Below are 20,275 nucleotides of genomic sequence, written 5' to 3' on the forward strand. Positions count from 1 at the left end.
CCCGCCGCACGCCTTTGTATGCCGCTATTCAGGACTTTCAGTTCATTCCCCTTTTTTCCGGACCAGGGGCTCGCGTTGCGGCTCGTCGACCGCCTAATCTCCATCCGCTGGCCGACCGCCGAGGCGGCGCACGGAGAGGCACCCTGAGTTGACGTACGTCGATACCCGGACGAATGTCTGGGAGGCGCTGGCCGGACGGGCTCCCGGCGAGCCCACCGGCCCTACCGACCCTGGTCTCTGGGGTGCGGTCGTCGACCGCCTCAACCCGGCCCGGGCCCGTCCGGTGCTGCGGGCCGGCATCGAGGCCATGCAGATGACCGCCGTACGCGGTGGCGACTACATCATGCTGCGCTCGCCCGACGACGGCACCCGCGCCGGCTACCTGCGGCTCACCCCCGAGGAGTGGCAGCTCGCGCTCCTGATGGACGGCGCGAGCACGGTCACCCGGCTGGTCGCCGAGTTCGCCCGCATCGCCGGCCGGCTCGCCCCCGACGAGGTCCGCCGGGTGGTCGCCGACCTGGCCGGCCACCGCATGCTCGACGAACTGCCGATGGACGCCTTCCGGCCGCTCGACGAGATGCAGCATCCGGGCCCCGAGCGTTCCGCCCGCGGCCGCCGCACGCTGGTCTTCGACGCCGACGGCGTGGCCACCTCGCTCTACCGGGCCGGCGGCCGGTTCTTCTTCGGCCGGGTCGCCGCCGCCGTGCAGGGCCTGCTGGTCGTGGCCGGTCTGGCCCTGTTCGCGCTGACCTGGATCCGGGGCGGCCAGTCGCTCTTCCTGACCGGCGGTTCCTACGTTCTCGGCGCGGTCGTCCTCATCCTGCTCAACGTGCTGGTCGTGGCCGGGCACCAGCTCAGCCACGCGCTCGCCACCAAGCACGTCGGACGCGACGTGCCGGCCGGTGGCTTCGTCCTCTACTTCGGCATCCCGTCGTTCTTCCTGGACACCGCCGACGCCTGGATGGCCGGCCGCCGCGCCCGCATGCTGGTCTCGGCCGCCGGCCCGCTCAGCTCGCTGATGCTGGCCGGGCTGGCCCAGACGGCCGGGTTCGCGCTGCCGGTGCTCGGTGGGCTCGCGTTCAAGCTCGCCTTCCTGTGGTACCTGAACGCGTTCCTGCACCTCAGCCCGCTCCTTCCGCTCGACGGGCACTACCTGCTGAGCGACTGGCTCGAGATCCCGCAGCTGCGCGGCCGGGCGCTGTCCTGGATCGGCGGCCGACTGCGGGGCCGCCCGCCGCGCTGGTCGGTGCTCGACCGGGAGGGCCGGCTGATCGGCCTGTACGGCATGCTCGCCGTCCTCTGGCTGGCCGTCGCCGCGGTCCTGGTCGTCCGGGTCTGGTCGGACCGCGTCGCCGGGCTGGTCACCGGCCTCTGGCACGACGGTTTCGGCGGCGTCCTGCTTCTGCTGCTGATCGTGCTCGGCCTGTTCGCCCGGCCGATCTATTTCCTGCTCGGCCGCGTCACCCGGGGCTGGCGTGGCTCCCGGCAGCGCTCGGCCGAGAACGACCGCGAGGCCGACACCCCGCGCCGGCTGGGCGCGCTGCTCGCCTCCGACCTGGGTGGTCTGCCCGAGCCGGCGCTGCACGGCCTGGCCTCCCGGGCCCGCTGGGTGCACGCCCCGGCCGGTCGTCAGCTGGTGCTGGCCGGCGGTGCCCAGCCGGCGGTCTTCGTCGTCGTCGACGGCACGCTGCACGCCCGCAAGCCCGGCGACCCGGCCGGCACGATCCGCCACCAGGTCGGTCCGGGCGGCGTGGTCGGCCTGGTCAACGCGCTGGCCGGCCGCGCGACCCAGCTCGACTGGTATGCGGCCGGCACGACGCTGCTCTCGATCCCGGCCGCGACCGTCGCGAGCGTGGTCGGCCCGCTGCCCGGCCCGCCGCCCAACGACCTGCTCGAGGCCGAGGCCCTGTTCGCCGACACCCCGGCGCTGGCCGCGCTCGCCGTCGACCAGCGGCTGGCCCTGATCGCCTCGGCCCACCCGGTCGATCTGGAGGCGGGCGCGCCGGTCATCCTGCCCGGCCCGACCCACGCCCTGGTCGTCGAGTCGGGCGTGATCGCCATGGCCGACGACATCGAACTGCGGCGGGGCACCCTGATCGGCCCGGTCGGCGACGGCAGTCCGGGCATGGTCGCCCAGGCCCGCACCCCGGTGCGCCTGTGGATCGTCCCCGACGCCTCCGACCTGCCCCCGCTGGTCGGCGCCACCCACCGGCCCGGCTCGACGTTGCCGGTGGTGAGTGTCCGGGGCGCGCTGACGCCGAGCGTGGTCACCCCCGATACGTACCCTCCGCTGGCCGTACCGCCCGGGCCGCCGCCGGAGGACGGCGACGCCGAGGTCGACCGCCGTTTCGAGCGTCAGCTGTGGTGGCTGGTCGTCGGCGTCCTGGTGGTCGCGCTGGTGCTGGCCGGCCTGAGCTTCCGTCCCGGCCCGGCGTGGGCCGAGATGCCGGAGGACAAGGGTCTGCTGACCGTCGACAGCGGCGAGATGACGGCCGTGATCGCCGGCAACCCGGTCGACCTCGCGTCCGGCGACCGGCGGTACGTCGGTGTCGGCACCCAGATCAGCGTGCCGCCCGGTGCGCGTGGCCGGCTCACCTTCCCGGGTGGCGCGGCGACGCTGTTCTGTGGCGGCGTCCAGGCCCAGATCGGCAAGCTCGACGTCGTCGGCGGGCGGCAACGCACCGTGCACGCGGTGCTGGTCCTCCAGACCGGGCGCGTGCTGGCCGACACGGCGGGCACCAGCGGGGCCTTCGGGCCGCTCGGGCTGACCGTCGCCCGCGCGCACAACGACGTGAGCACCACCGCGGCGTCCTGGTTCTGGGTCGAGCCGGCCGCGGCCTCGGTCTCGACCGGCCGGGTGACCGTCGGCCCGGCCCCGGCCAAGGCCACGCACAAGACGCTGAGCTGCGGCGACGGCGTGGCGGTGACCCCGCCGGCGTCCGATCCGACGACCGAGGCGCCGCTGCCGTCCGACTCGGCCCCGGTCGTCCCGAGCCAGTCGGTGGCGCCGAGCGTGACGATGACGGTGCCGACGCCGACCGGCGAGCCGACCGAGGGCGCGACCACCACCCCGGCGACCGCGCCGCCGACCGAGGCCACGCGGACGACGAAGCCGTCTGTGACCCACACGGTCCGGCCGCCGTCGACCAGGCCGACGACGAAGCCGACCACGGCCCCGACGACCGCCCCGACGACCGCCCCGACGACTACGCCGCCGACCACCGCGCCGACGACGACCGCCCCCAGCAACCCGGAATAGAAAGGACCCGCGTGCTCTGCTGGTTCTGCTCCGAACAGGCCCGCGCGACCTGCCGTTTCTGCGGTCGCGGGATCTGCGCCGACCACGCCCGTTTCGGCCCCTACCTTCTGCAGGTCACCCGGTCGCTGGAGCGTGACCGGGCCGAGGCGCTGGTGGTCGAGGACGCCGTGCAATGCGGGACATGTCGCCCCCGCCCCCAGCCGGTCGCGATGCCGGAACTCGACTGATTCCCGTTCATCTATTTACAACTTCAGTTAACAGTCCTAATAATTGGCCATGCGCCGATCGATGATCTTCGCCGCGGCCTCCGTCCTCGCGGCGGCCGGCACCATCGTGTCCCTCGGGTCGTCCGCCAGCGCCGCCACCGCGTGCGCGCCGGCGTGGAGCGCGACCGCCACCTATGTGGGAGGCAACATCGCCTCCCAGAACGCGCACAACTACGCCGCCAAATGGTGGACCCAGAACGAGTCCCCGGCCACCCACTCCGGCCAGTGGGATGTGTGGGCCGACAACGGAGCGTGCGGCGGCGGCACCACACCGCCTCCGACTACCGCACCCCCGACCACGGCCCCTCCGACGACGGCGCCCCCGACCACCCCGCCGCCGACGACCAACCCGCCTCCCCCTAACACGGGCATCCCCAAGCACGCCCTGATCGGCTACCTGCACGAGACGTTCGCCAACGGCTCCGGCTACCTGAAGCTCGCCGACGTGCCGAGCAACTGGGACATCATCGACCTGGCGTTCGGTGAGCCGTCGAGCGTCACCTCGGGCGACATCCACTTCACCCGCTGCTCGGCGAGCGAGTGCCCGGGCGTGGAGTCCGACGCCGACTTCCAGGCCGCGATCAAGGCCAAGCAGGCGGCCGGCAAGAAGGTCCTGCTGTCGATCGGCGGCGCCAACGGCGAGGTCCAGCTGACCACCACCGCGGCCCGCGACAAGTTCGTCAGCTCGGTCGGCGCGATCATCGACAAGTGGGGCCTGAACGGCCTCGACGTCGACTTCGAAGGCCACTCGCTGTCGCTGAACACCGGCGACACCGACTTCAAGAACCCGACCACCCCGGTCATCGTCAACCTGATCAGCGCCCTGAAGTCGCTCAAGGCCCGCTACGGCGCCGGCTTCGTGCTGACCATGGCCCCGGAGACGTTCTTCGTCCAGCTGGGCTACCAGTTCTACGGCTCGGGCCCGTTCGGCGGCCAGGACCCGCGGGCCGGCTCGTTCCTGCCGGTCATCTACGCCATGCGCAACGACCTGACGATCCTGCACGTCCAGGACTACAACTCGGGCCCGATCATGGGTCTCGACAACCAGTACCACAACATGGGCGGCGCGGACTTCCACATCGCCATGACCGACATGCTCCTGGCCGGCTTCCCGGTCGCCGGCAACACGGCCAACATGTTCCCGGCCCTGCGCCCCGACCAGGTCGCCATCGGCGCCCCGGCGACGGTCAACGCCGGCAACGGCTACGTCGCCCCGGCGCTGCTCCAGCAGGCGTTCGGCTGCCTGGCCAAGGGCACGAACTGCGGCGGCTACGCCCTCCACGGCGGCGCCCACAGCGACCTCCGCGGCCTGATGACCTGGTCCATCAACTGGGACCACTTCAACGGCTACGAGTTCCAGAACCAGAACGGCGCCTACATCAAGAGCATCGGCTGACTCCGACCCGCTACGACCGGCACTTCAAAATCAAGGGCCGGTCGTAGCGGGGTGGGTGGTGACAGACCGTCGCTCACGCCGAGGGCCCGGCCGGGCCGAGCAGGGCGCTGGCGCGCCCAAACCGCTCACCCCACCCGGGCGACCTGCGTAATCGGTTGCGCCCCGATTCAATAAGACTGTGCCGCGGATGCAGGCCGTCCTGCAGGTTCCGGCCCTCAGGACCGACCACCCTGGCGGTCACATCCGGCGCCCCCTGGTCCTGCGCCCCTGGTCCTGGCGCCCGAGCCGACGACGACACGGCCCTGTTCGTAGCGTCGCCGGCCGATTCGCTGTCCCGAAGCGCGGGCGACGACGAGGCCGGCCCGTTCGTGGCGTCGCGGAACCGGAGCCCGGGTGGAAGCCCTCGCCGGCCGCGCCCGGATCTGCCCAACGGCCACGCCGGCGCCGTCGTCGACGTGCCATGGGCTGCTCGGCCAGGTGCATCGCGACCTGGCCGCCTTCGCGGGACGGCTCGCGGAGTCGGCCGGCCGATGGGTGACCGGGGCGCGGCGCTGGTCGCGAAGATCGATCACGACTTTGCGATGACAGCGCCGCGCCCCGCGCCTCAGAGGTACGGGCGGGTGATCAGCTCGATGGCGTGGCCGGCCGGGTCCTTGAAGTAGACGCCGCGGCCGCCGTGCTCGTGGTTGATCTCGCCCGGCCGCTTCATCTGGGGGTCGGCCCAGTGGGTGACGCCCTGGTCGCGCAGGCGGGCGTAGGCCCGGTCGAACAGGTCGTCGTCGATCAGGAAGGCGTAGTGCTGCATCTGGATCTCGACCGGCGGCGCCGCGAACTGAAGCAGTACGCCGTCGCTGAGCTGTACGTTGGTGAACAGGCCCCAGGACGGCGCCTCGGGGAGTTCCAGCAGGTCGCGGTAGAAGCGGGCCGACTCGTTGCGGTCCCGGGACGCGATGATGGTGTGGTTGAACGTGACTGTCATGGTGGCTGACCTCGCAGGTTGCTCGACACGGAAGGATTGGTCGGGCACCTGGTGGCGGTCCACGGGCGGTCAGCTGTCCACCGGATCGCCCGTCTGTGCGTGGCTCGACGCCGGTCCGGTGTTCACGGCCTCAACCCTAGTGCTCACCGCGTACCGGCGAAAGCCGCCGGCGAGGCGATGAGCCGAGCCCCGCCGGGGTTGCCGTGACACGATGTGTCGCATGGTCAACAGTCCGGTCGCGTTCGTGCTCGGTGGCGGCGGAGTGCTCGGCGCGGTTGAGGTCGGGATGCTGCGGGCGCTGTTCCGGGCCGGTTTCCGGCCCGATGTGGTGGTCGGCACGTCGATCGGCGCGGTGAACGGGGCGCTGCTGGCGCTCGATCCGAGCGAGGCCGTCACCGACCGGCTGGTGCGGCTCTGGACGTCGCCGGAGGCGGCGGACGTCTACGGCGACTCGATCGGGCGGCAGCTCAGGCGGTTCGCGGCCCGCACGCATCTGCATTCACCGATGCCGTTGCGGAGGCTCCTCGAAAGCGAGTTGGGGGAGCACTCGACGTTCGCCGATCTGAAGGTTCCGTTCCGCTGCTGCGCCGCCAGCATCGAGCGGGCGGCCGAGCACTGGTTCGACAGCGGGCCGCTGGTCGACGCCGTGCTCGCCTCGTCGGCCGTGCCGGGCCTGCTACCCCCGATGGAGATCGAAGGGGAGCACTATGTGGACGGTGGGATCGTCAACTCGATCCCGATCGGGGAGGCGGTACGCGTCGGCGCCAAGCTGATCTTCGTGCTGCAGGTGGGCCGGGTCGAGCGCCCGCTGACCGTGCCCCGCCGGCCGTGGGAGGTGGCCCAGGTGGCGTTCGAGATCGCCCGGCGGCATCGGTTCGCGCGCGAGATGTCGGCCCTGCCGGCCGACGTCCGCGTCCACGTGCTGCCGAGTGGGGGCGGTGAGACCCGCGACGACAGCCCGTGGGCCTACCGCGACATGGCGCGGGTGGGCCGTCGAATAAGCCGGGCCTACACCGCCTCCCGCCGCTACCTGCAGGCCAATGTGCACGGCGCGCGCTGATGCCACCTCCCCCCTCCTGGGTCCGCCGCCTGCTCCTCGCCCCCTTCATCGTCGCGCTCGCCGTGGTGCTGCTCGTCTCCCTGCCGGTCTGGCTGCTGCTGGCGTTGATCGCGTCGCCGCTGGTGCCCGGCCATCTGCGGGTGCCCCGGCTGATGTTCCTGGCGATCGCCTACCTGGTCTGGGACGCCTCGGCACTGGTCGTGCTGGCCGCCCTCTGGATCGCCTCCGGTTTCGGCTGGAAGATCCGGACGCCGGCCTTTCAGCGCGCCCACTACGTGGTGACCGGTAAGTTCCTCGGCGTCCTGTTCTGGATCGCCCGTTGGTCGCTGCACCTGGCCGTCGACGTGGTCGGCACCGACCCGGACACCGCGCGGCCGGGCCGCCCGGAGGTCGTGGTGAGCCGGCACGCCGGGCCGGGCGACTCGTTCATCCTGATCCACGCGCTGGTCAACTGGTTCGCCCGGGAGCCGCGCATCGTGCTCAAGGCCACCCTGCAGTGGGATCCGGCGGTCGATGTGCTGCTCAACCGGCTGCCCAACCGGTTCATCACGCCGGGCCGCACCGGCTCCCGCCCGTTGGAGGACGAGGTCGGCGAGCTGGCGGTCGGGCTGGACGACAACGACGCGTTCGTGATCTTCCCGGAGGGCGGCAACTTCACGCCGCGGCGGCGGATCAAGGCGATCCGGTGGCTGCGCTCGCACGGCATGTTCGTGCTGGCCCGGAAGGCGGAAGATCTGCGGAACGTGCTGCCACCGAAACCGGCCGGACTATTCGCGGCGATCGACGCCGCGCCCGACGCGGGAGTGATTTTCGTCGCGCACACCGGGCTCGACCGGATGATGACGGTCGCCGACGTCTGGCGCGAGCTGCCGATGGACAAACGCCTGGTCATGCGGTTCTGGAGCGTCGACCCGGAGGATGTGCCGACCGGCGAGGAGGAGCGGGTCGCCTGGCTCTACGACTGGTGGGCCCGCATCGACCGCTGGATCGAGGAGAACCGGCCGGCGGCCCGCCCGCTGACCACGGACTGGGCCGCCCGCCGGGCCGCATAGCGCCTGTCCTGCCGGTCACGCGGGGCTGCGGCGTGGCCCAGTCGGCGTCAGCCACCACCTGGACCTCGCCTCGCACTCGCGTGATCGGCAGGACACGCCCTAATTCGACCCGAGGGTCTTGTAGATGCTGTCCGGCGCCTCGGTCACGGCGGAGGCCGCCGGCCGCTGCACGGTCACCGGCGCGCCGTAGTCGCTGTAGAGCGCGTCGATCGGCTCGGTCTTCTGCCCGTTGACCCGCGGCAGGTCGATGGTCAGCTCCTGCAGCTGCCCCTGCGCGTCGAGGCCGGCCGTGAACGGCACCTGCGACGCGGCCTGGCCGTACCCGTCGATCGTGACCTTGCTGACGCCGGCGAGACCGGCCGCCTTGGTCAGGTCGAGCGTGCCGGCGTAGCTGTTCGAGCCGGTCGAGTGCACGTCGGTGGTCGAACTGAGCAGCTTGGCGGTGTTGACCGGGTCGATCTGGTCCGGTCGCAGCCCGATGCTCGCGTCGGCCGGCAGCCGCGACCCGTCGACGTGCGTCCAGGTGTTGTTCTTGGTGATTCCGGGGATCTGCACGTACAGGTCCTTGTCGATCAGCAGCGTCTTGATGCTGACCGAGGCGTTCGGGCCGGTCGCCGTCACGTCGGCGGTGCCGGCGCCGTGCGGGGCGTCGATCGCGCCGGTCAGCTTGAAGCCGCTCCCCGACGTTACGGTGATCTTGAAGCTGGTCTGGTCGAGCTTGGCCGTCGCCGCCGCGAGCTGAGCGGCCGCGGCCGGGTCGGCGGCCGACGCGGAGCTGGTCGCGGGCGCGGGGGCGCTGGAAGAAGCACCAGGGGTGGTGGAGGCGTTGTCGCAACCGGCTACCGCGAGAGCGACCGCGGCCGTCGTCGCGAGGCCCAGTCCGGCGAGCCGTGGTGTGCGCATGTCGGTCCCTTCTTCACGCCGTTCGTCCGGATTGACGAGCGTGCGTGGCAATGTGCCCGAACCCGCCGCACAGCAAACGGTAAGTGGACCGCACTAAGCTCAGGAGCATGGCTGAGCTGCTCGACGCCGATTCCCTGCGAGATGCCGTCGCTGTTCTCGACGGCTGGGAGGGCGGTCCCGAATCGATCGTCCGCACTGTTGGTCTTCGCAGTTTCCCGGCGGCGATCCAGGTCGTCGACCGGGTCGCCCAGGTCGCCGAGGAAATGGATCATCATCCGGACATCGACATTCGCTGGCGTACGCTGACTTTCCGCTGCGTGACCCACTCGGCCGGCGGCGTCACCACCCGTGACATCGCGCTGGCCAACCGCATCGACCGCATTCTCGCCGACGCCTCGGCCTGACCTGGAGGAAGCAACCTTGAGATTCGAGGTCAGCAAGGTCCTCGACGCCATCGAGGGCCGGCTCTCCACCGACCCGGCTCTCGCCCGAGCGGTGGTCGACCTGTCGGAGATCGTGCGCTACGCCGATCTGGACGGCGGCCGCCCGGCCAGCTCGGTGCGGCTCGGCCTGGTCGTCGACGCCCTCAGCCGGCACGTGGCCGAGGAGAACGCGCCGGTCTACGTGGTCGCCCCGCGCGGCCTGCTCTCCGACACCGACCTCACCTCCAACGAGCGGATGGTGATCCGCCGCTGGGCCGACGACGGCAAGGTCGAGGTGGTGCCCAAGCTCGACGACCGCGTCTACGAGGTGGCCGAACTGCTCGGCGTGCCGGTGCTGACCCGCGGCCGCGGCGACCAGTTCCGCGACCGGCGGCCCTGGGTCGACGAGCCGGGCCGCCTGCTGGCCGCGGTGGCCGGTGAGGGCGGCGGAGCGGTGCTGATGGCCCGGGTCGGCCGCGGTGAGTCGCCCCGCCCGGCCGAGCGTTCCCAGCTCGGCGAGCGCCTGCTGGCGCGGGTCTGGAGCTGCCCCGAGTCCAACTGCAACAGCTTCGGCTCGGGCGGCGACCCGGACAGCCCGTTCTCCGACATGCGCACCTTCACCAGCCCGGTGGCTCAGCCGCCGCCCGCTCTGCGAGCGGGCGTGCCGACCTGCCCACGGCACGGGGCCAAGCTGCGCGACGCCGGCCCTCGACCGGAGGTCGAGGTTCTTTCCGTACGCATCGACGGCGTGATCCGCCAGCGCTTCGTCGTCTCGGCCGACGCGCCGGTCGTGGTCGGCCGCGCGCCCGAGGGCGGTGGGGGCGTCATGCTCGGGCAGTGGCTGACCGAGGACGCCCGCAAATGGATCAGCCGCGGGCACGTGCAGTTCGCACTGCGCGGCAAGGGCGAGCTGACCGTGCAGGACGTCAGCACCAACGGCTCCGGCATTCGGCCGAGCGGCTCGATGGACGACGACGAGCGGATCCCGCTGAAGCGCGGCGAGACCCGCTCGCTCGGTGCGGCCGACGTCGTCGAGCTCTATGCCGGCGTCAACGTCGGCCGGTCGAAGATGTGGGCCACCGGCGGGCTCGTCCAGCCCCAGTCGGTGATGGCCGAGGCCCCGACGATGGCCCTGCGGAAATTTACGGGCTAACCAGGATCGCCGACAGCTGGGCCACCGCGTGGTCCAGCTCGTCGCCGGTCACGACCAGCGGCGGGGCCAGCCGGATCGTCGAGCCGTGGGTGTCCTTGACCAGCACGCCGCGCTCGGCGAGCCGCTCGCACGCCGTACGCCCGGTCATCAGCGCCGGGTCGATGTCGACGCCGGCCCACAGCCCGCGCCCGCGCACCGCCACCACGCCCCGGCCGATCAGCCTGGCCAGAGCGGCGTGCAGCCGCTCGCCCAGCTCGGCCGAGCGGCGCTGGAACTCGCCGGTCTCCAGCAGCTTGACCACCTCGATGCCGACCGCGCAGGCCAGCGGGTTGCCGCCGAAGGTCGAGCCGTGCTCGCCCGGCTTGAGCACGCCGAGCACCTCCCGGTCGGCCGCGACCGCCGAGACCGGCACGATGCCGCCGCCGAGCGCCTTACCGAGCACGTACATGTCGGGGGCCACGCCCTCGTGCTCGATCGCGAAGGTCTTGCCGGTGCGGCCCAGCCCGGACTGGATCTCGTCGGCGATGAACAGCACGTTGCCGGCCGTGCACAGCTCGCGGACCCCGGCGAAGAACCCGGTCGGCGGCACGAGCACGCCCGCCTCGCCCTGGATCGGTTCCAGGAGCACGGCGACGGTGTTCGGCGTGATCGCGGCGGCCAGCGCCTCGAGGTCGCCGTACGGCACGATCTTGAACCCGGGCGTGTACGGCCCGAAGTCGGCCCGCGCGTCGGGGTCGGTCGAGAAGCTGACGATCGTCGTCGTACGCCCGTGGAAGTTGTCCGCCGCCACGATGATCTCGGCCTGCTCGTCGGCGACCCCCTTGACCCGGTAGCCCCACTTGCGGGCCACCTTGATCGCGGTCTCGACGGCCTCGGCGCCGGTGTTCATCGGCAGCACGAGGTCTTTGCCGCACAGCGCGGCCAGCCCGCGGCAGAAGTCGGCGAACTGGTCGTGCACGAACGCCCGGCTGGTCAGCGTGACCCGGTCGAGCTGGGCGTGCGCGGCGGCGATCAGAGCGGGGTGCCGGTGGCCGAAGTTGAGGGCCGAATAGCCGGCCAGGAAGTCGAGGTAGCGCCGCCCGTCGACGTCGGTCACCCAGGCGCCGTCACCTTCGGAGATGACGACGGGCAGCGGGTGGTAGTTGTGGGCCGTGTAGCGCTCGGCCTCGTCGAGAGCCTCCGGCGTCCGCATGAAGACACTGGTCACGATGAGCGCACCTCCAACGTGCAGCACTTGGGTCCGCCGCCGGCCTTGCGCAGCTCGGAGACGTCGACCGGGACGGTCTCGTAGCCGGCCCGGCGCAGTTCGGCGTCGAGATGGGTGGCCTGGACCGGCAGCACCACGGTACGGCCGTCGCTGACCGCGTTGAGGCCCAACACGGCGGCGTCCTCCGCATCGGCGATCACCGCGTGCGGGAACAGCTGCTGGAGCACGGCCTGCGAGCCGGCGGAGAAGGCCGACGGAAGGTACGCCACGTTGGTCTCGTCGAGCACGCAGAGCGCCGTGTCGAGGTGGTAGTAGTTGGGGTCGACCAGCTGCAGCGAGATCACCGGCCGCCGGAGGACCTCCTGGGTCTCGGCGTGCGAGGCGTGCGAGGTGCGAAAGCCGGTGCCGGCCAGCAGCACGTCGCCGGCGAGCAGGATGTCGCCCTCACCCTCGTTGGTGTGCTTGGGCATCGTCACGGCGAAGCCCCGCTCGCGGAACCAGGACGCGTACGCCGGGGCCTCGTCGGCCCGCTCGGCGTCGCGGAACTGCACCCCCAGCACCCGGTCGTCGACCGTGGTCGCGCCGTTGGCCGCGAACACCATGTCGGGCAGGCCGGGCAGCGGGTCGATCTCGTCGACGGTGTGGCCGAGGTCGAGGTAGGTCTGCCGCAGGGACTCCCACTGGCGGACGGCGAGCGCGTTGTCGTACGGCGCCGTGGGATCCATCCACGGGTTGATCCGGTATGTGACCGCGAAATAGGTGGGCCGGCACATCAGGTAGCGGCGCGGCGAGGCGGTGACCTTCATGCCCAGAACGGTATGCGGGACCGGCCGACGAATGCCCTGGTCAAACGCTGCGCACCGCGTTCGATCATTGCGTGATCGGCGGTCGCGGCGAAGATTCGTTAAACACACGTGGAGGGCGGCTCCTCATTGAGCCACCCTCCACGACGGCGCACCGCCGGAAATGTTTCGGGGCGGGAAACCGTCAGCCGGTCCCGGTTCCGAGATCGCGGTTGGCGCATCGCCGCCCGCGAATATGTGCTACCCGTCAGAAGCGGTTGACAAACTGTGCATCAAGCCACTGGCGGAAGGTGTTTACCGGCTGCATGTCGGTGCCGAGCCAGCTCAGCGAGCCGGTCAGGGCGAGCACGCCGACCACGATCGCGGCCAGCGACAGGACCATGCCGATCAGGGCGTCGGTCTTGCCGGCCACGTGCCGCTTTCCGGTGGCGTGGATGCCGCTGAGCGACAGGATGAGGGCCACCACGGCGACCCCGATGCCGTAGCCGAGCAGCGGCCCGGAGAGCACGAGCAGGGCCGAGGCGACCGCGAGGATCAGCCCGAGGGTGGCCAGCATGCTGGACCGGGGCCGCGGGCCGGCCGGAACGACCGGCTCGGTGACCGGCGGCCGCAGATCGGCCGAGTCGCTGAGGTCCGTGGATTCACGGCGGTCGGAGAGGTCACGGCGGTCGGAGAGGTCACGGCGGTCGGCGGGGTCACGGCGGTCGGCCGACACACCGCGCGCCGGCGGCCGCAGATCCGCGGACTCGTCGACCGCGGCGGCACGTTGGGTCTCGCTGCGCCGCGGAACAACCGTCGGCGGGTTGGCCGGCGGCGGTGCCACGGTCGAGGGGAGATTGGTTTCGGTGGTCGCGTCGCTGTCGCGCCGCGGGCGTACGGGCGTGGACGCCGATCCGCTCGAGGCCGTGCGGTCGGTCTCCGGGCTATCGGCGGTATCGGTCTGGCGGGAGAACGTCGGGATCCTCACGTCCAGCACCTCCTTGACGAATTCGGGGGATGTCAAGCCCTTACCCCGAACGCCGCCAAACGACACAACGGGCACGCGGGTTTACCCGTGTGCCCGTTGTTTGTGCTGGTGGAAGGGTCAGACCTGCGACGCGTGCCGGCCGACCTGGGTCGCCTTGCTGATCACGTGGTCGACGAGGCCGTACTCCTTGGCCTCGTTGGCGGTGAACCAGCGGTCGCGGTCGGCGTCCCGCTCGATCTCCTCCGGCGTGTGGCCGGAGTGGAAGGCGATCCGCTCGTTCATGACGTTCTTGATGTGCAGCATGCTCTCGGCCTGGATGGCGATGTCGGCCGCGGTGCCGCCGATGCCGCCCGAGAGCTGGTGCATCATGATCCGCGCGTGGGGCAGGGCGTACCGCTTGCCCGCCGTGCCCGCGCAGAGCAGGAACTGGCCCATCGACGCCGCCATGCCCATCGCGAACGTGGCCACGTCGTTCTTGATGTACTGCATCGTGTCGTACACCGCCATGCCGGCGCTGATCGAGCCGCCGGGCGAGTTGATGTAGAGCGCGATGTCCCGCTCGCTGTCGGCCGACGCGAGCAGCAGCATCTGGGCGCAGATCCGGTTGGTGACCTCGTCGTTCACCTCACTGCCGAGGAAGATGATCCGCTCGCGCAGTAGGCGCTCGAAGACTTGATCGTCGAAGGACGCGCCGCCGCCCCGCATCGTCAACTCGTCAACACTCATGGGCTCACCCTCTCGCATCCGCCGCGGAAAGACACATCCGACCGGCCGTTCGATCTCCAAGCTTTCCCGACTCGTTGCGTTCCGCCCAGCGATTCCCCTGTGGGCGAATCCGCTCACGGCATAACCGGATGCCGAAAAAGACGGATACCGTTGCTCCCCGTGCCAGAGGGACACACCATCCATCGACTCGCCTCGCGGCATCGCGAGCTCTTCGCCGGGCGGCGGCTCGCGGTCGCGAGCCCTCAGGGCCGCTTCGCGGCCGGGGCATCGGCCGTCACCGGGCGCTTTCTGCGCGACACCGAGGCGTACGGGAAGCACCTGTTCCACCACTTCGAGGGCGACCGCAGTGTGCACGTGCACCTGGGGCTCTACGGCAAGTTCGCGGACGGTGAGCTGCCGCTGCCCGAGCCGGTGGGCCAGGTGCGGATGCGGATGGCCGGCGACACCCACTGGCTCGAACTGCGCGGCCCGACCGCGTGCGAGGTCCTCGACCCGGAGCAGATCGACCGGCTGCGTTCGCGGCTCGGTGCCGATCCGCTGCGGGACGACGCCGATCCGGGGCCGTCCGGTGCCAAGATCCGGTCGAGCACGAAGCCGGTTTTCGCGCTGCTGCTCGACCAGTCGGTCGTGGCCGGCTGCGGCCTCATCTTCGCCAACGAGGTGTTGTTCCGGGCCGGGCTCGCGCCGACCACACCGGGCCGGCTGATCGGCCCCGAGCAGTGGGACGAGCTCTGGGCCGACCTGCGCGCGCTGATGAAGGAGGGTGTGGCCCGCGGCCGGATCGACACCGTGCACACCGAGCACACCCCCGAGGCGATGCAGCGGGCGCCGCGCGTCGACCGGCACGGCGGCGAGGTCTACGTCTATCGCCGCCCCGGCCAGCCGTGCCTGGTCTGCGGCACGGCGGTCGCGGCCGGGTCGCTGGCCGCCCGCAACCTCTTCTGGTGCCCGGTCTGCCAGTCTTAGGAGTTCTTGGCGGCGTCGGCCGCCGCGGCCGCATCCGGGGGCGCGCCGGCGCCGGCCGGCGGCGCGGCGGGCGGGCTGGTGCTCGGCGTGGCGGTGCCCGGGGCGGACGGCGTCCGGCCGGCCGGCTGCCCGGGGATCGTGGTGGTGAAGTTCGACGTCAGCCAGGGCAGCAGCTTCGAGTACGCCTCGATGGTGTCGGGCTGGTTGAAGTCGTGGGACAGGATGATCGATCCCGGCTTCACCGACCCGAGGATCTCGGTCATCACGCGGTTGACGTGGACCGGGTCGGTCTCGCCCTTGGGGTGGTCCCAGTCGCGCGGGTCGACCTGCCAGTAGAGCGATGTCATGCCCTGCGCCTTGGCCACACCGACCAGCCGGTCGGTGAAGTTGCCGCCGGGCGCCCGGAAGAACGGGATCTGCGCGCCGGGCACCGCGGCCCGGATCGCCGCGCTGGTGCGCGCGAGGTCGGCCTGGATCTGGGCCGGCTTGTCCTTGCCGATGGTCAGGCTGTGGTTCCAGGTGTGGTTGCACAGCGTGTGGCCGTCCGCGACGATCTCACGGACGATCTCGGGGTGCTTCCGCACGTTCGAGCCGATCAGGCAGAACGTCGCCTTGACCTGGTATTTCGCGAGCAAGGCCAGGATCTTCGGGGTCTGCACCGGGTCGGGGCCGTCGTCGAAGGTCAGCGAGATCGACTTGCTTCCGGTCGTCCGCAGCGAGTGCCCCGGCCCGAGATCGCCGACCGGCCGCTTCACCTCGACGGCGGGTGCCTTGGGCGAGGCGCTGGTGCTGGGCTTGGGGGCGGGCGACGTCGTACGAGGGGCGGCCGCACCGGTGTCGTGCGCCGGCTTGCTCGCCTTGTCTTTGGTCTTGCTCTTGCCGATGTGCACCCCGACCGTGCGGGCCGCGGCCGCGTCCACCGCGTCGATGCCCTGCTGGCGCATCGGGATGCCGATCACCAGCAGCGCGGCCGCGACCAGCGAGGCGAGCAGGACCTGCTGGCGTTTCTTGCCGACCCGCAGCCACGACTCGATCGGCAGGGTGCCGGGCGCGCGGTGGCATCCGACGGCCGGCGGCCGGCGCGACCCGGACCGGGTGTCGGGCTGCCGCGAGTGCCGCGGTCCGGTGGAGTTTTCCGGCCGGCGGCGGGCGGTCGACCGCGCGCTCGCCCTCGACCGGGGCGTCAGCGTCGGGAACGGGGACGAGGGCGTGGGCTCGGAGAGGGTGCGGTAGAGCGCCGAAGGCTCGGTGAGCGCCGCCTTGGTCAGCGCGAACTCGTCGGGAGCGGCCGCGGGCACGGCGTTCGCCACGCGCGGCCGGACCACCTCGGCGAGCGTCTCGGGGCGGCGGTGCCGGCCCGAGGGAGCGGCGTCGTCGCCGGACGCCGGACTCGGATAACGGGGAGATCTCGGCGACATTGGACATGAGTACCGCGTCGCAAGATCTAGCGCGAGACCGGAAACGTGATGTCATCCTGACGGTGGGTAGTAAACCCTCATAGATGGCCATCGCGGCAGTCGGACAATTACGGGCATCACAGTGCTGCATGGACAGCGTCGGTGGCCTTCCGGGCCGCGATCAGCACCGGGTCCCACACCGGGGCGAACGGCGGGGCATAGCTGAGATCGAGACCGGTCATCTCCTCGACCGTCATCCGGTTCCACACCGCGACGGCCAGCGCGTCGATCCGCTTGGCCGCCTCGACCCGTCCGAGGATCTGCGCGCCGAGCAGGACGCCGGTGCGCCGTTCGGCGATCAGCTTGACCGTCATCGCGGCCGCGCCGGGGTAGTAGCCGGCCCGGCTGGTCGATTCCACCGAGGCCGTCACGTAGGCGTAACCCGCGTGGTCGGCCTCGCGTTCGGTCAGCCCGGTGCGCGCCACCTCGAGGTCGCACACCTTGGTCGCCGCGGTGCCGATCACGCCCGGAAAGGTCGCGTAGCCGCCGCCGATGTTGATGCCGGCCACCCGGCCCTGCTTGTTGGCGTGGGTGCCGAGCGGCACATGGACCGGCTGGCCGGTGATCAGGTGCCGGGACTCGACACAGTCGCCGGCCGCCCATACGCCGTGCCGCCCGGGGACCCGCATCCGCAGGTCGGTGACCACCCCACCGGTCTTGCCCAGGGGCAGCCCGGCCTTTTCGGCGAGCGCGGTGTTCGCGCGTACGCCCAAACCCAGGACCACGATGTCGGCCGGCAGCGAGCCGCCGGCGGTGACCACCGCCCGGACCCTGCCGTTCTCCGTTTCCAGGCCCTCGACGTGGGTCTCGGTGCGGATCTCGATGCCCTGCTCGCGGATCGCCTTGCCGACCAGCTCACCGATGTCGGGGTCGATGGTCTTGCCCATCGGGTAGCTCGACTTCTCGAGCAGCGTGACCCGCAGGCCGCGCTGGACCATCGCCTCGGCCATCTCCACGCCGACGTAACCGCTGCCGATCACGACCGCGCGCCGGGGCTGCGGCTCGCGGTCGAGCCAGGCGTGGATGGCGGCGCCGTCGTCGAGCGTCTGCACGCCGAAGACGCCCTCGCCGCGCACCCGCGCCCACTCCGGCGTGACCGGGACCGCACCGGTCGCGTAGACCAGGTGATCGAAGCTCTCACGCACCTCGCCCCCGTCGGCCAGGTCGTGTGCGACCACCTCCCGCCGGTCGAGGTCGATCCCGACGACCTCGTGGCGCATGCGCACGTCGATCGCGTTCTTGCGATGCGCCTCCGGCGATCGCGCGATCAACTCATCCTTGGCGGAGACGCTCCCGCCGATCCAGTACGGGATGCCGCAGGCCGAGTACGAGGTGAAGTTGCCGCGCTCGAACACCACGATGCCCAGGTCGTCTTCGCCCATGCGCTTGCGGGCCTGGGAGGCGGCGGACATCCCGGCCGCGTCCCCACCGATCACGACCAGTTTCACGCTCGGCCTCTCAGTCTTCGTCGCCCCGGGTCACCCGCGCCAGCCAGTCCACCACGTCGGCCACCGAGCCCCGCTGGGCCAGTATCGCTCGCTGCCGGGCGGCGCCGGTGCCCCTCGCCCGCAGGCGGTCCATCAGGACGGTCGCGCGGTCGAGGTCGCCGTGGCGTTGCAGCTCCGGGCGTACGTAGTCGAAGAGTTGCCGCAGCAGGCGCCAGGCCGGCCGCGGCTCGCGGGTGGCCATGTCGATGTTGACGCCCTCGAGGCCGTCGTGGGCGGCCCGCCAGTGGGCGGCCATCAGCAGCGGATGCGGCACGTTGGGTGCCGGCACGCCGTCTCGGACCTCGTTCAGCAGGGTCGAGACCAGGCCCCGGGCGAGCGCGGCGAGCAGGAGCACATCGTCGACGGCCGGGGTGACGTCGCCCATCCGGATCTCGATCGTGGGATAGCGCGCGGAAAGGCGGGCGTACCAGTAGAGCATCCCCTCGTCGAGCATCGCGCCGCTCGCCTGAAGGTCGCTGATCAGCGTCTCGTACTGCTCGAACGACTCCAGGTAGGGCGCCGGGCCGACGGTCGGCCAGCGCTCCCACATGACCGAGCGCCAGCTGGCGTAGCCGGTGTCGTGGCCGCCGTGCAGCGGCGAGTTCGCGGTCGCGGCCTGGAAGATCGGCAGCCACGGACGCAGGTGGTTGAGGATCTGCACGCCGGTCTCGCCGTCCGGGATGCTGACGTGCACGTGGGTGCCGCACATGCCCTGGCCGGGGGAGAGGTCGCCGAACCGCTCGCGCATCTGGTGGTAGCGCGGGTTGTCGACGACCCGGGCGTTGGGGCCGGCGGCCGGGCCCACCCCGGCCGCGACCAGGCGGGCACCGGCCCGGTGGGCGGCGTCGCTCAGCTCGCGGCGCAGCCGGCGCAGCGCGGCCGCCATCTCGGGCAGCTCCAGCTGGGGCGGGCTGGCCACCTCGATCTGGGTGCGGGCGAACTCGTGCTGTACGACGTCGCGCAGGTCGTCGGGTACTTCGGCGAAAACGTCCTCGACCGCCTCGACGCCCCGCGGCTCGACGGCGTCGACCAGGAGGTACTCCTCCTCGACGCCCAGCGTGAGCAGATCGTGCGACTCGGCCTTCTCGGCCATCTCGTCGGAGATCGTGGTCCCAGCCGAATCCATGGTCGGCGTGTTACCCGCCCGGCGGTTTCCGGAAACGGTTCCGGGTTGGCGGTCGGCGTTATCTTGGCTTCATGCTGCTGTGGGGTTTCTGGGTGCTGGCCACCTCGATCAACCCGGCCCATCCCACCTCGCTCGTTCTCGGCCTGGCCGTCGTCGCGGCGGCCCTGCTGATCGTCGCGCTTTTCGTGCCGGCCTCGGCTCCCGCGACCGCCACGAGCGCGGTCGCCTTCGCGCGCCGAGCGCGCACTTTCGCCCCGCCCCGCCTGGTCGACCCGGACGCCGCCGGCCGTCCGCGTCCTCGAGCACCCTCGGTGTGCCCCGCGGCTTGAGAGACAGCCGCTCCGCGTCCACTTCCTCTTTTCGGATCGCAGGGGTACCCCCATGTCCATTTTCCAGGTCTTCGGTGCCGTCGTCGGCGCCGCGCACTCCGCCATCGAGGGTCTCGCGTCCCTCCTGACCCCGTTCGCCGGCGGCCTCTCGGTCGCGCTGGCGATCGTCCTGTTCACGCTGCTCGTCCGCCTGGCGATCAGCCCGCTGGCCTATCTGCAGATCCGGTCCGGCCGCCGGCGGGAGGCGCTCGCCCCGGAGCTGGCCTCGCTGCGCGAGAAGCACGCCAAGGACCCGTCGGCGCTGGCCACCGAGACGCTCGCGCTGCACCGGGCGAACGGGATCAGTCCGTTCGGCGGCCTGCTGCCCGGGCTGATCCAGTGGCCGTTCTTCATGGTCATGTACCGGGTGGCCTATCACGCGCCGGCCGGGGCCCTGTTCGGCGTGCCGCTCTCCGCTCACCTCGCGGCGGGACTGCCCGTCTTCGCCGTTCTTCTTCTGATCGCCGGTGTGGTGGCGTGGGTGTCCGCGCGACGGCTCACCTCGTTCCTGCGCGTCCTGCCCTTCCTGACCGTGCTGACCGTGGCCTGGCTGCCGCTCGCGGGCGCGCTCTACCTGGTCACGTCGACCACCTGGACCGCGTTCGAGCAGGCTTTCTGGCGGCGGCCGGTATTAACGGGCAATAGCTGATCGTCGATATTGACACCGAAGTTGTAACA

The 20,275-nt window shown here is 71.5% G+C and carries 19 protein-coding genes; 10 read left to right on the forward strand and 9 right to left on the reverse strand.

What is annotated here, in order from left to right; genetic code table 11:
* Positions 1 to 148: 148 nt before the first annotated feature.
* The 3 genes from AB0M88_RS07005 to AB0M88_RS07015 are packed head-to-tail and all read left to right on the forward strand — an operon-like array spanning position 149 to position 4,921.
* Complete coding sequence (locus AB0M88_RS07005) at positions 149 to 3,259, forward strand: cyclic nucleotide-binding protein (protein WP_364096617.1); 3,111 nt, start codon at positions 149 to 151, stop codon at positions 3,257 to 3,259.
* 11 nt (positions 3,260 to 3,270) lie between these two features.
* Positions 3,271 to 3,486: a hypothetical protein gene (locus AB0M88_RS07010; RefSeq protein ID WP_364096620.1), complete on the forward strand. Its 216-nt coding sequence runs from the start codon at positions 3,271 to 3,273 to the stop codon at positions 3,484 to 3,486.
* Between the two features lie 49 nt (positions 3,487 to 3,535).
* Positions 3,536 to 4,921: a glycosyl hydrolase family 18 protein gene (locus tag AB0M88_RS07015; RefSeq protein ID WP_364096623.1), complete on the forward strand. Its 1,386-nt coding sequence runs from the start codon at positions 3,536 to 3,538 to the stop codon at positions 4,919 to 4,921.
* Between the two features lie 604 nt (positions 4,922 to 5,525).
* Here AB0M88_RS07015 and AB0M88_RS07020 read toward each other — a convergent pair.
* Positions 5,526 to 5,900 carry a VOC family protein gene (locus AB0M88_RS07020; protein ID WP_364096626.1) on the reverse strand — a complete coding sequence of 125 codons (375 nt, stop codon included), beginning with the start codon at positions 5,898 to 5,900 and terminating at the stop codon, positions 5,526 to 5,528.
* A 220-nt stretch (positions 5,901 to 6,120) separates the two neighbouring features.
* Between AB0M88_RS07020 and AB0M88_RS07025 the strand changes: the two genes are divergently transcribed.
* Together AB0M88_RS07025 and AB0M88_RS07030 are read left to right on the forward strand one after the other, a co-directional pair.
* Positions 6,121 to 6,960, forward strand: a complete 840-nt coding sequence (locus AB0M88_RS07025) for a patatin-like phospholipase family protein (protein WP_364096629.1) — start codon at positions 6,121 to 6,123, stop codon at positions 6,958 to 6,960.
* A complete protein-coding gene (locus tag AB0M88_RS07030) occupies positions 6,960 to 8,012 on the forward strand; it encodes a 1-acyl-sn-glycerol-3-phosphate acyltransferase (protein WP_364096632.1) in 1,053 nt (350 codons plus the stop codon). Before AB0M88_RS07025 ends, AB0M88_RS07030 begins: the two co-directional genes overlap by 1 nt.
* Positions 8,013 to 8,111: 99 nt before the next feature.
* Here the strand turns inward: AB0M88_RS07030 and AB0M88_RS07035 are convergent, their stop codons facing one another.
* Positions 8,112 to 8,915 carry an LppX_LprAFG lipoprotein gene (locus AB0M88_RS07035; protein WP_364096635.1) on the reverse strand — a complete coding sequence of 268 codons (804 nt, stop codon included), beginning with the start codon at positions 8,913 to 8,915 and terminating at the stop codon, positions 8,112 to 8,114.
* Between the two features lie 107 nt (positions 8,916 to 9,022).
* Here AB0M88_RS07035 and AB0M88_RS07040 point away from each other — a divergent pair, with 107 nt between their 5' ends.
* Together AB0M88_RS07040 and AB0M88_RS07045 are read left to right on the forward strand one after the other, a co-directional pair.
* A complete protein-coding gene (locus AB0M88_RS07040) occupies positions 9,023 to 9,319 on the forward strand; it encodes a 4a-hydroxytetrahydrobiopterin dehydratase (protein WP_364096638.1) in 297 nt (98 codons plus the stop codon).
* 16 nt (positions 9,320 to 9,335) lie between these two features.
* On the forward strand, positions 9,336 to 10,490 hold the full coding sequence (locus AB0M88_RS07045; protein ID WP_364096640.1) for an FHA domain-containing protein: 1,155 nt from the start codon (positions 9,336 to 9,338) through the stop codon (positions 10,488 to 10,490).
* Here AB0M88_RS07045 and rocD read toward each other — a convergent pair.
* From rocD to AB0M88_RS07065, 4 genes are all read right to left on the reverse strand, one after another.
* Positions 10,480 to 11,682: an ornithine--oxo-acid transaminase gene (gene rocD, locus AB0M88_RS07050; RefSeq protein ID WP_364097018.1), complete on the reverse strand. Its 1,203-nt coding sequence runs from the start codon at positions 11,680 to 11,682 to the stop codon at positions 10,480 to 10,482. The two genes, AB0M88_RS07045 and rocD, sit on opposite strands and share 11 nt — an antisense overlap.
* Before the next feature lie 11 nt (positions 11,683 to 11,693).
* Entirely contained in the window at positions 11,694 to 12,503 is an 810-nt protein-coding gene (gene ddaH / locus AB0M88_RS07055) for a dimethylargininase (protein WP_364096643.1), read from the reverse strand.
* A gap of 244 nt (positions 12,504 to 12,747) precedes the next feature.
* Positions 12,748 to 13,503, reverse strand: coding sequence for a Yip1 family protein (locus AB0M88_RS07060; protein WP_364096646.1), 756 nt, complete (start codon positions 13,501 to 13,503; stop codon positions 12,748 to 12,750).
* 81 nt (positions 13,504 to 13,584) lie between these two features.
* The gene (locus AB0M88_RS07065) at positions 13,585 to 14,193 is read right to left on the reverse strand and encodes an ATP-dependent Clp protease proteolytic subunit (protein ID WP_364096649.1); all 609 of its coding nucleotides are present in this window, start codon (positions 14,191 to 14,193) and stop codon (positions 13,585 to 13,587) included.
* 159 nt (positions 14,194 to 14,352) lie between these two features.
* Here AB0M88_RS07065 and AB0M88_RS07070 point away from each other — a divergent pair, with 159 nt between their 5' ends.
* Complete coding sequence (locus tag AB0M88_RS07070; RefSeq protein ID WP_364096652.1) at positions 14,353 to 15,159, forward strand: DNA-formamidopyrimidine glycosylase family protein; 807 nt, start codon at positions 14,353 to 14,355, stop codon at positions 15,157 to 15,159.
* On the opposite strand, the gene AB0M88_RS07075 is transcribed toward AB0M88_RS07070, so the two are convergent.
* The 3 genes from AB0M88_RS07075 to AB0M88_RS07085 form a co-directional block, all read right to left on the reverse strand.
* The gene (locus AB0M88_RS07075) at positions 15,156 to 16,577 is read right to left on the reverse strand and encodes a polysaccharide deacetylase family protein (RefSeq protein ID WP_364096655.1); all 1,422 of its coding nucleotides are present in this window, start codon (positions 16,575 to 16,577) and stop codon (positions 15,156 to 15,158) included. The two genes, AB0M88_RS07070 and AB0M88_RS07075, sit on opposite strands and share 4 nt — an antisense overlap.
* A 116-nt stretch (positions 16,578 to 16,693) precedes the next feature.
* Positions 16,694 to 18,064, reverse strand: coding sequence for an FAD-dependent oxidoreductase (locus AB0M88_RS07080; protein WP_364096657.1), 1,371 nt, complete (start codon positions 18,062 to 18,064; stop codon positions 16,694 to 16,696).
* A 10-nt stretch (positions 18,065 to 18,074) separates the two neighbouring features.
* On the reverse strand, positions 18,075 to 19,229 hold the full coding sequence (locus AB0M88_RS07085; RefSeq protein WP_364096659.1) for a glutamate--cysteine ligase: 1,155 nt from the start codon (positions 19,227 to 19,229) through the stop codon (positions 18,075 to 18,077).
* A 71-nt stretch (positions 19,230 to 19,300) separates the two neighbouring features.
* On the opposite strand from AB0M88_RS07085, the gene AB0M88_RS07090 reads away from it, so the two are divergent.
* Together AB0M88_RS07090 and yidC are read left to right on the forward strand one after the other, a co-directional pair.
* A complete protein-coding gene (locus AB0M88_RS07090) occupies positions 19,301 to 19,558 on the forward strand; it encodes a DUF6412 domain-containing protein (protein WP_364096662.1) in 258 nt (85 codons plus the stop codon).
* Positions 19,559 to 19,610: 52 nt separating this feature from the next.
* Positions 19,611 to 20,246, forward strand: coding sequence for a membrane protein insertase YidC (gene yidC, locus AB0M88_RS07095; protein WP_364096665.1), 636 nt, complete (start codon positions 19,611 to 19,613; stop codon positions 20,244 to 20,246).
* Positions 20,247 to 20,275: the final 29 nt, after the last annotated feature.

Origin of the sequence: Actinoplanes sp. NPDC051411 (assembly GCF_040682075.1) — a bacterium.
GTDB lineage: Bacteria > Actinomycetota > Actinomycetes > Mycobacteriales > Micromonosporaceae > Actinoplanes.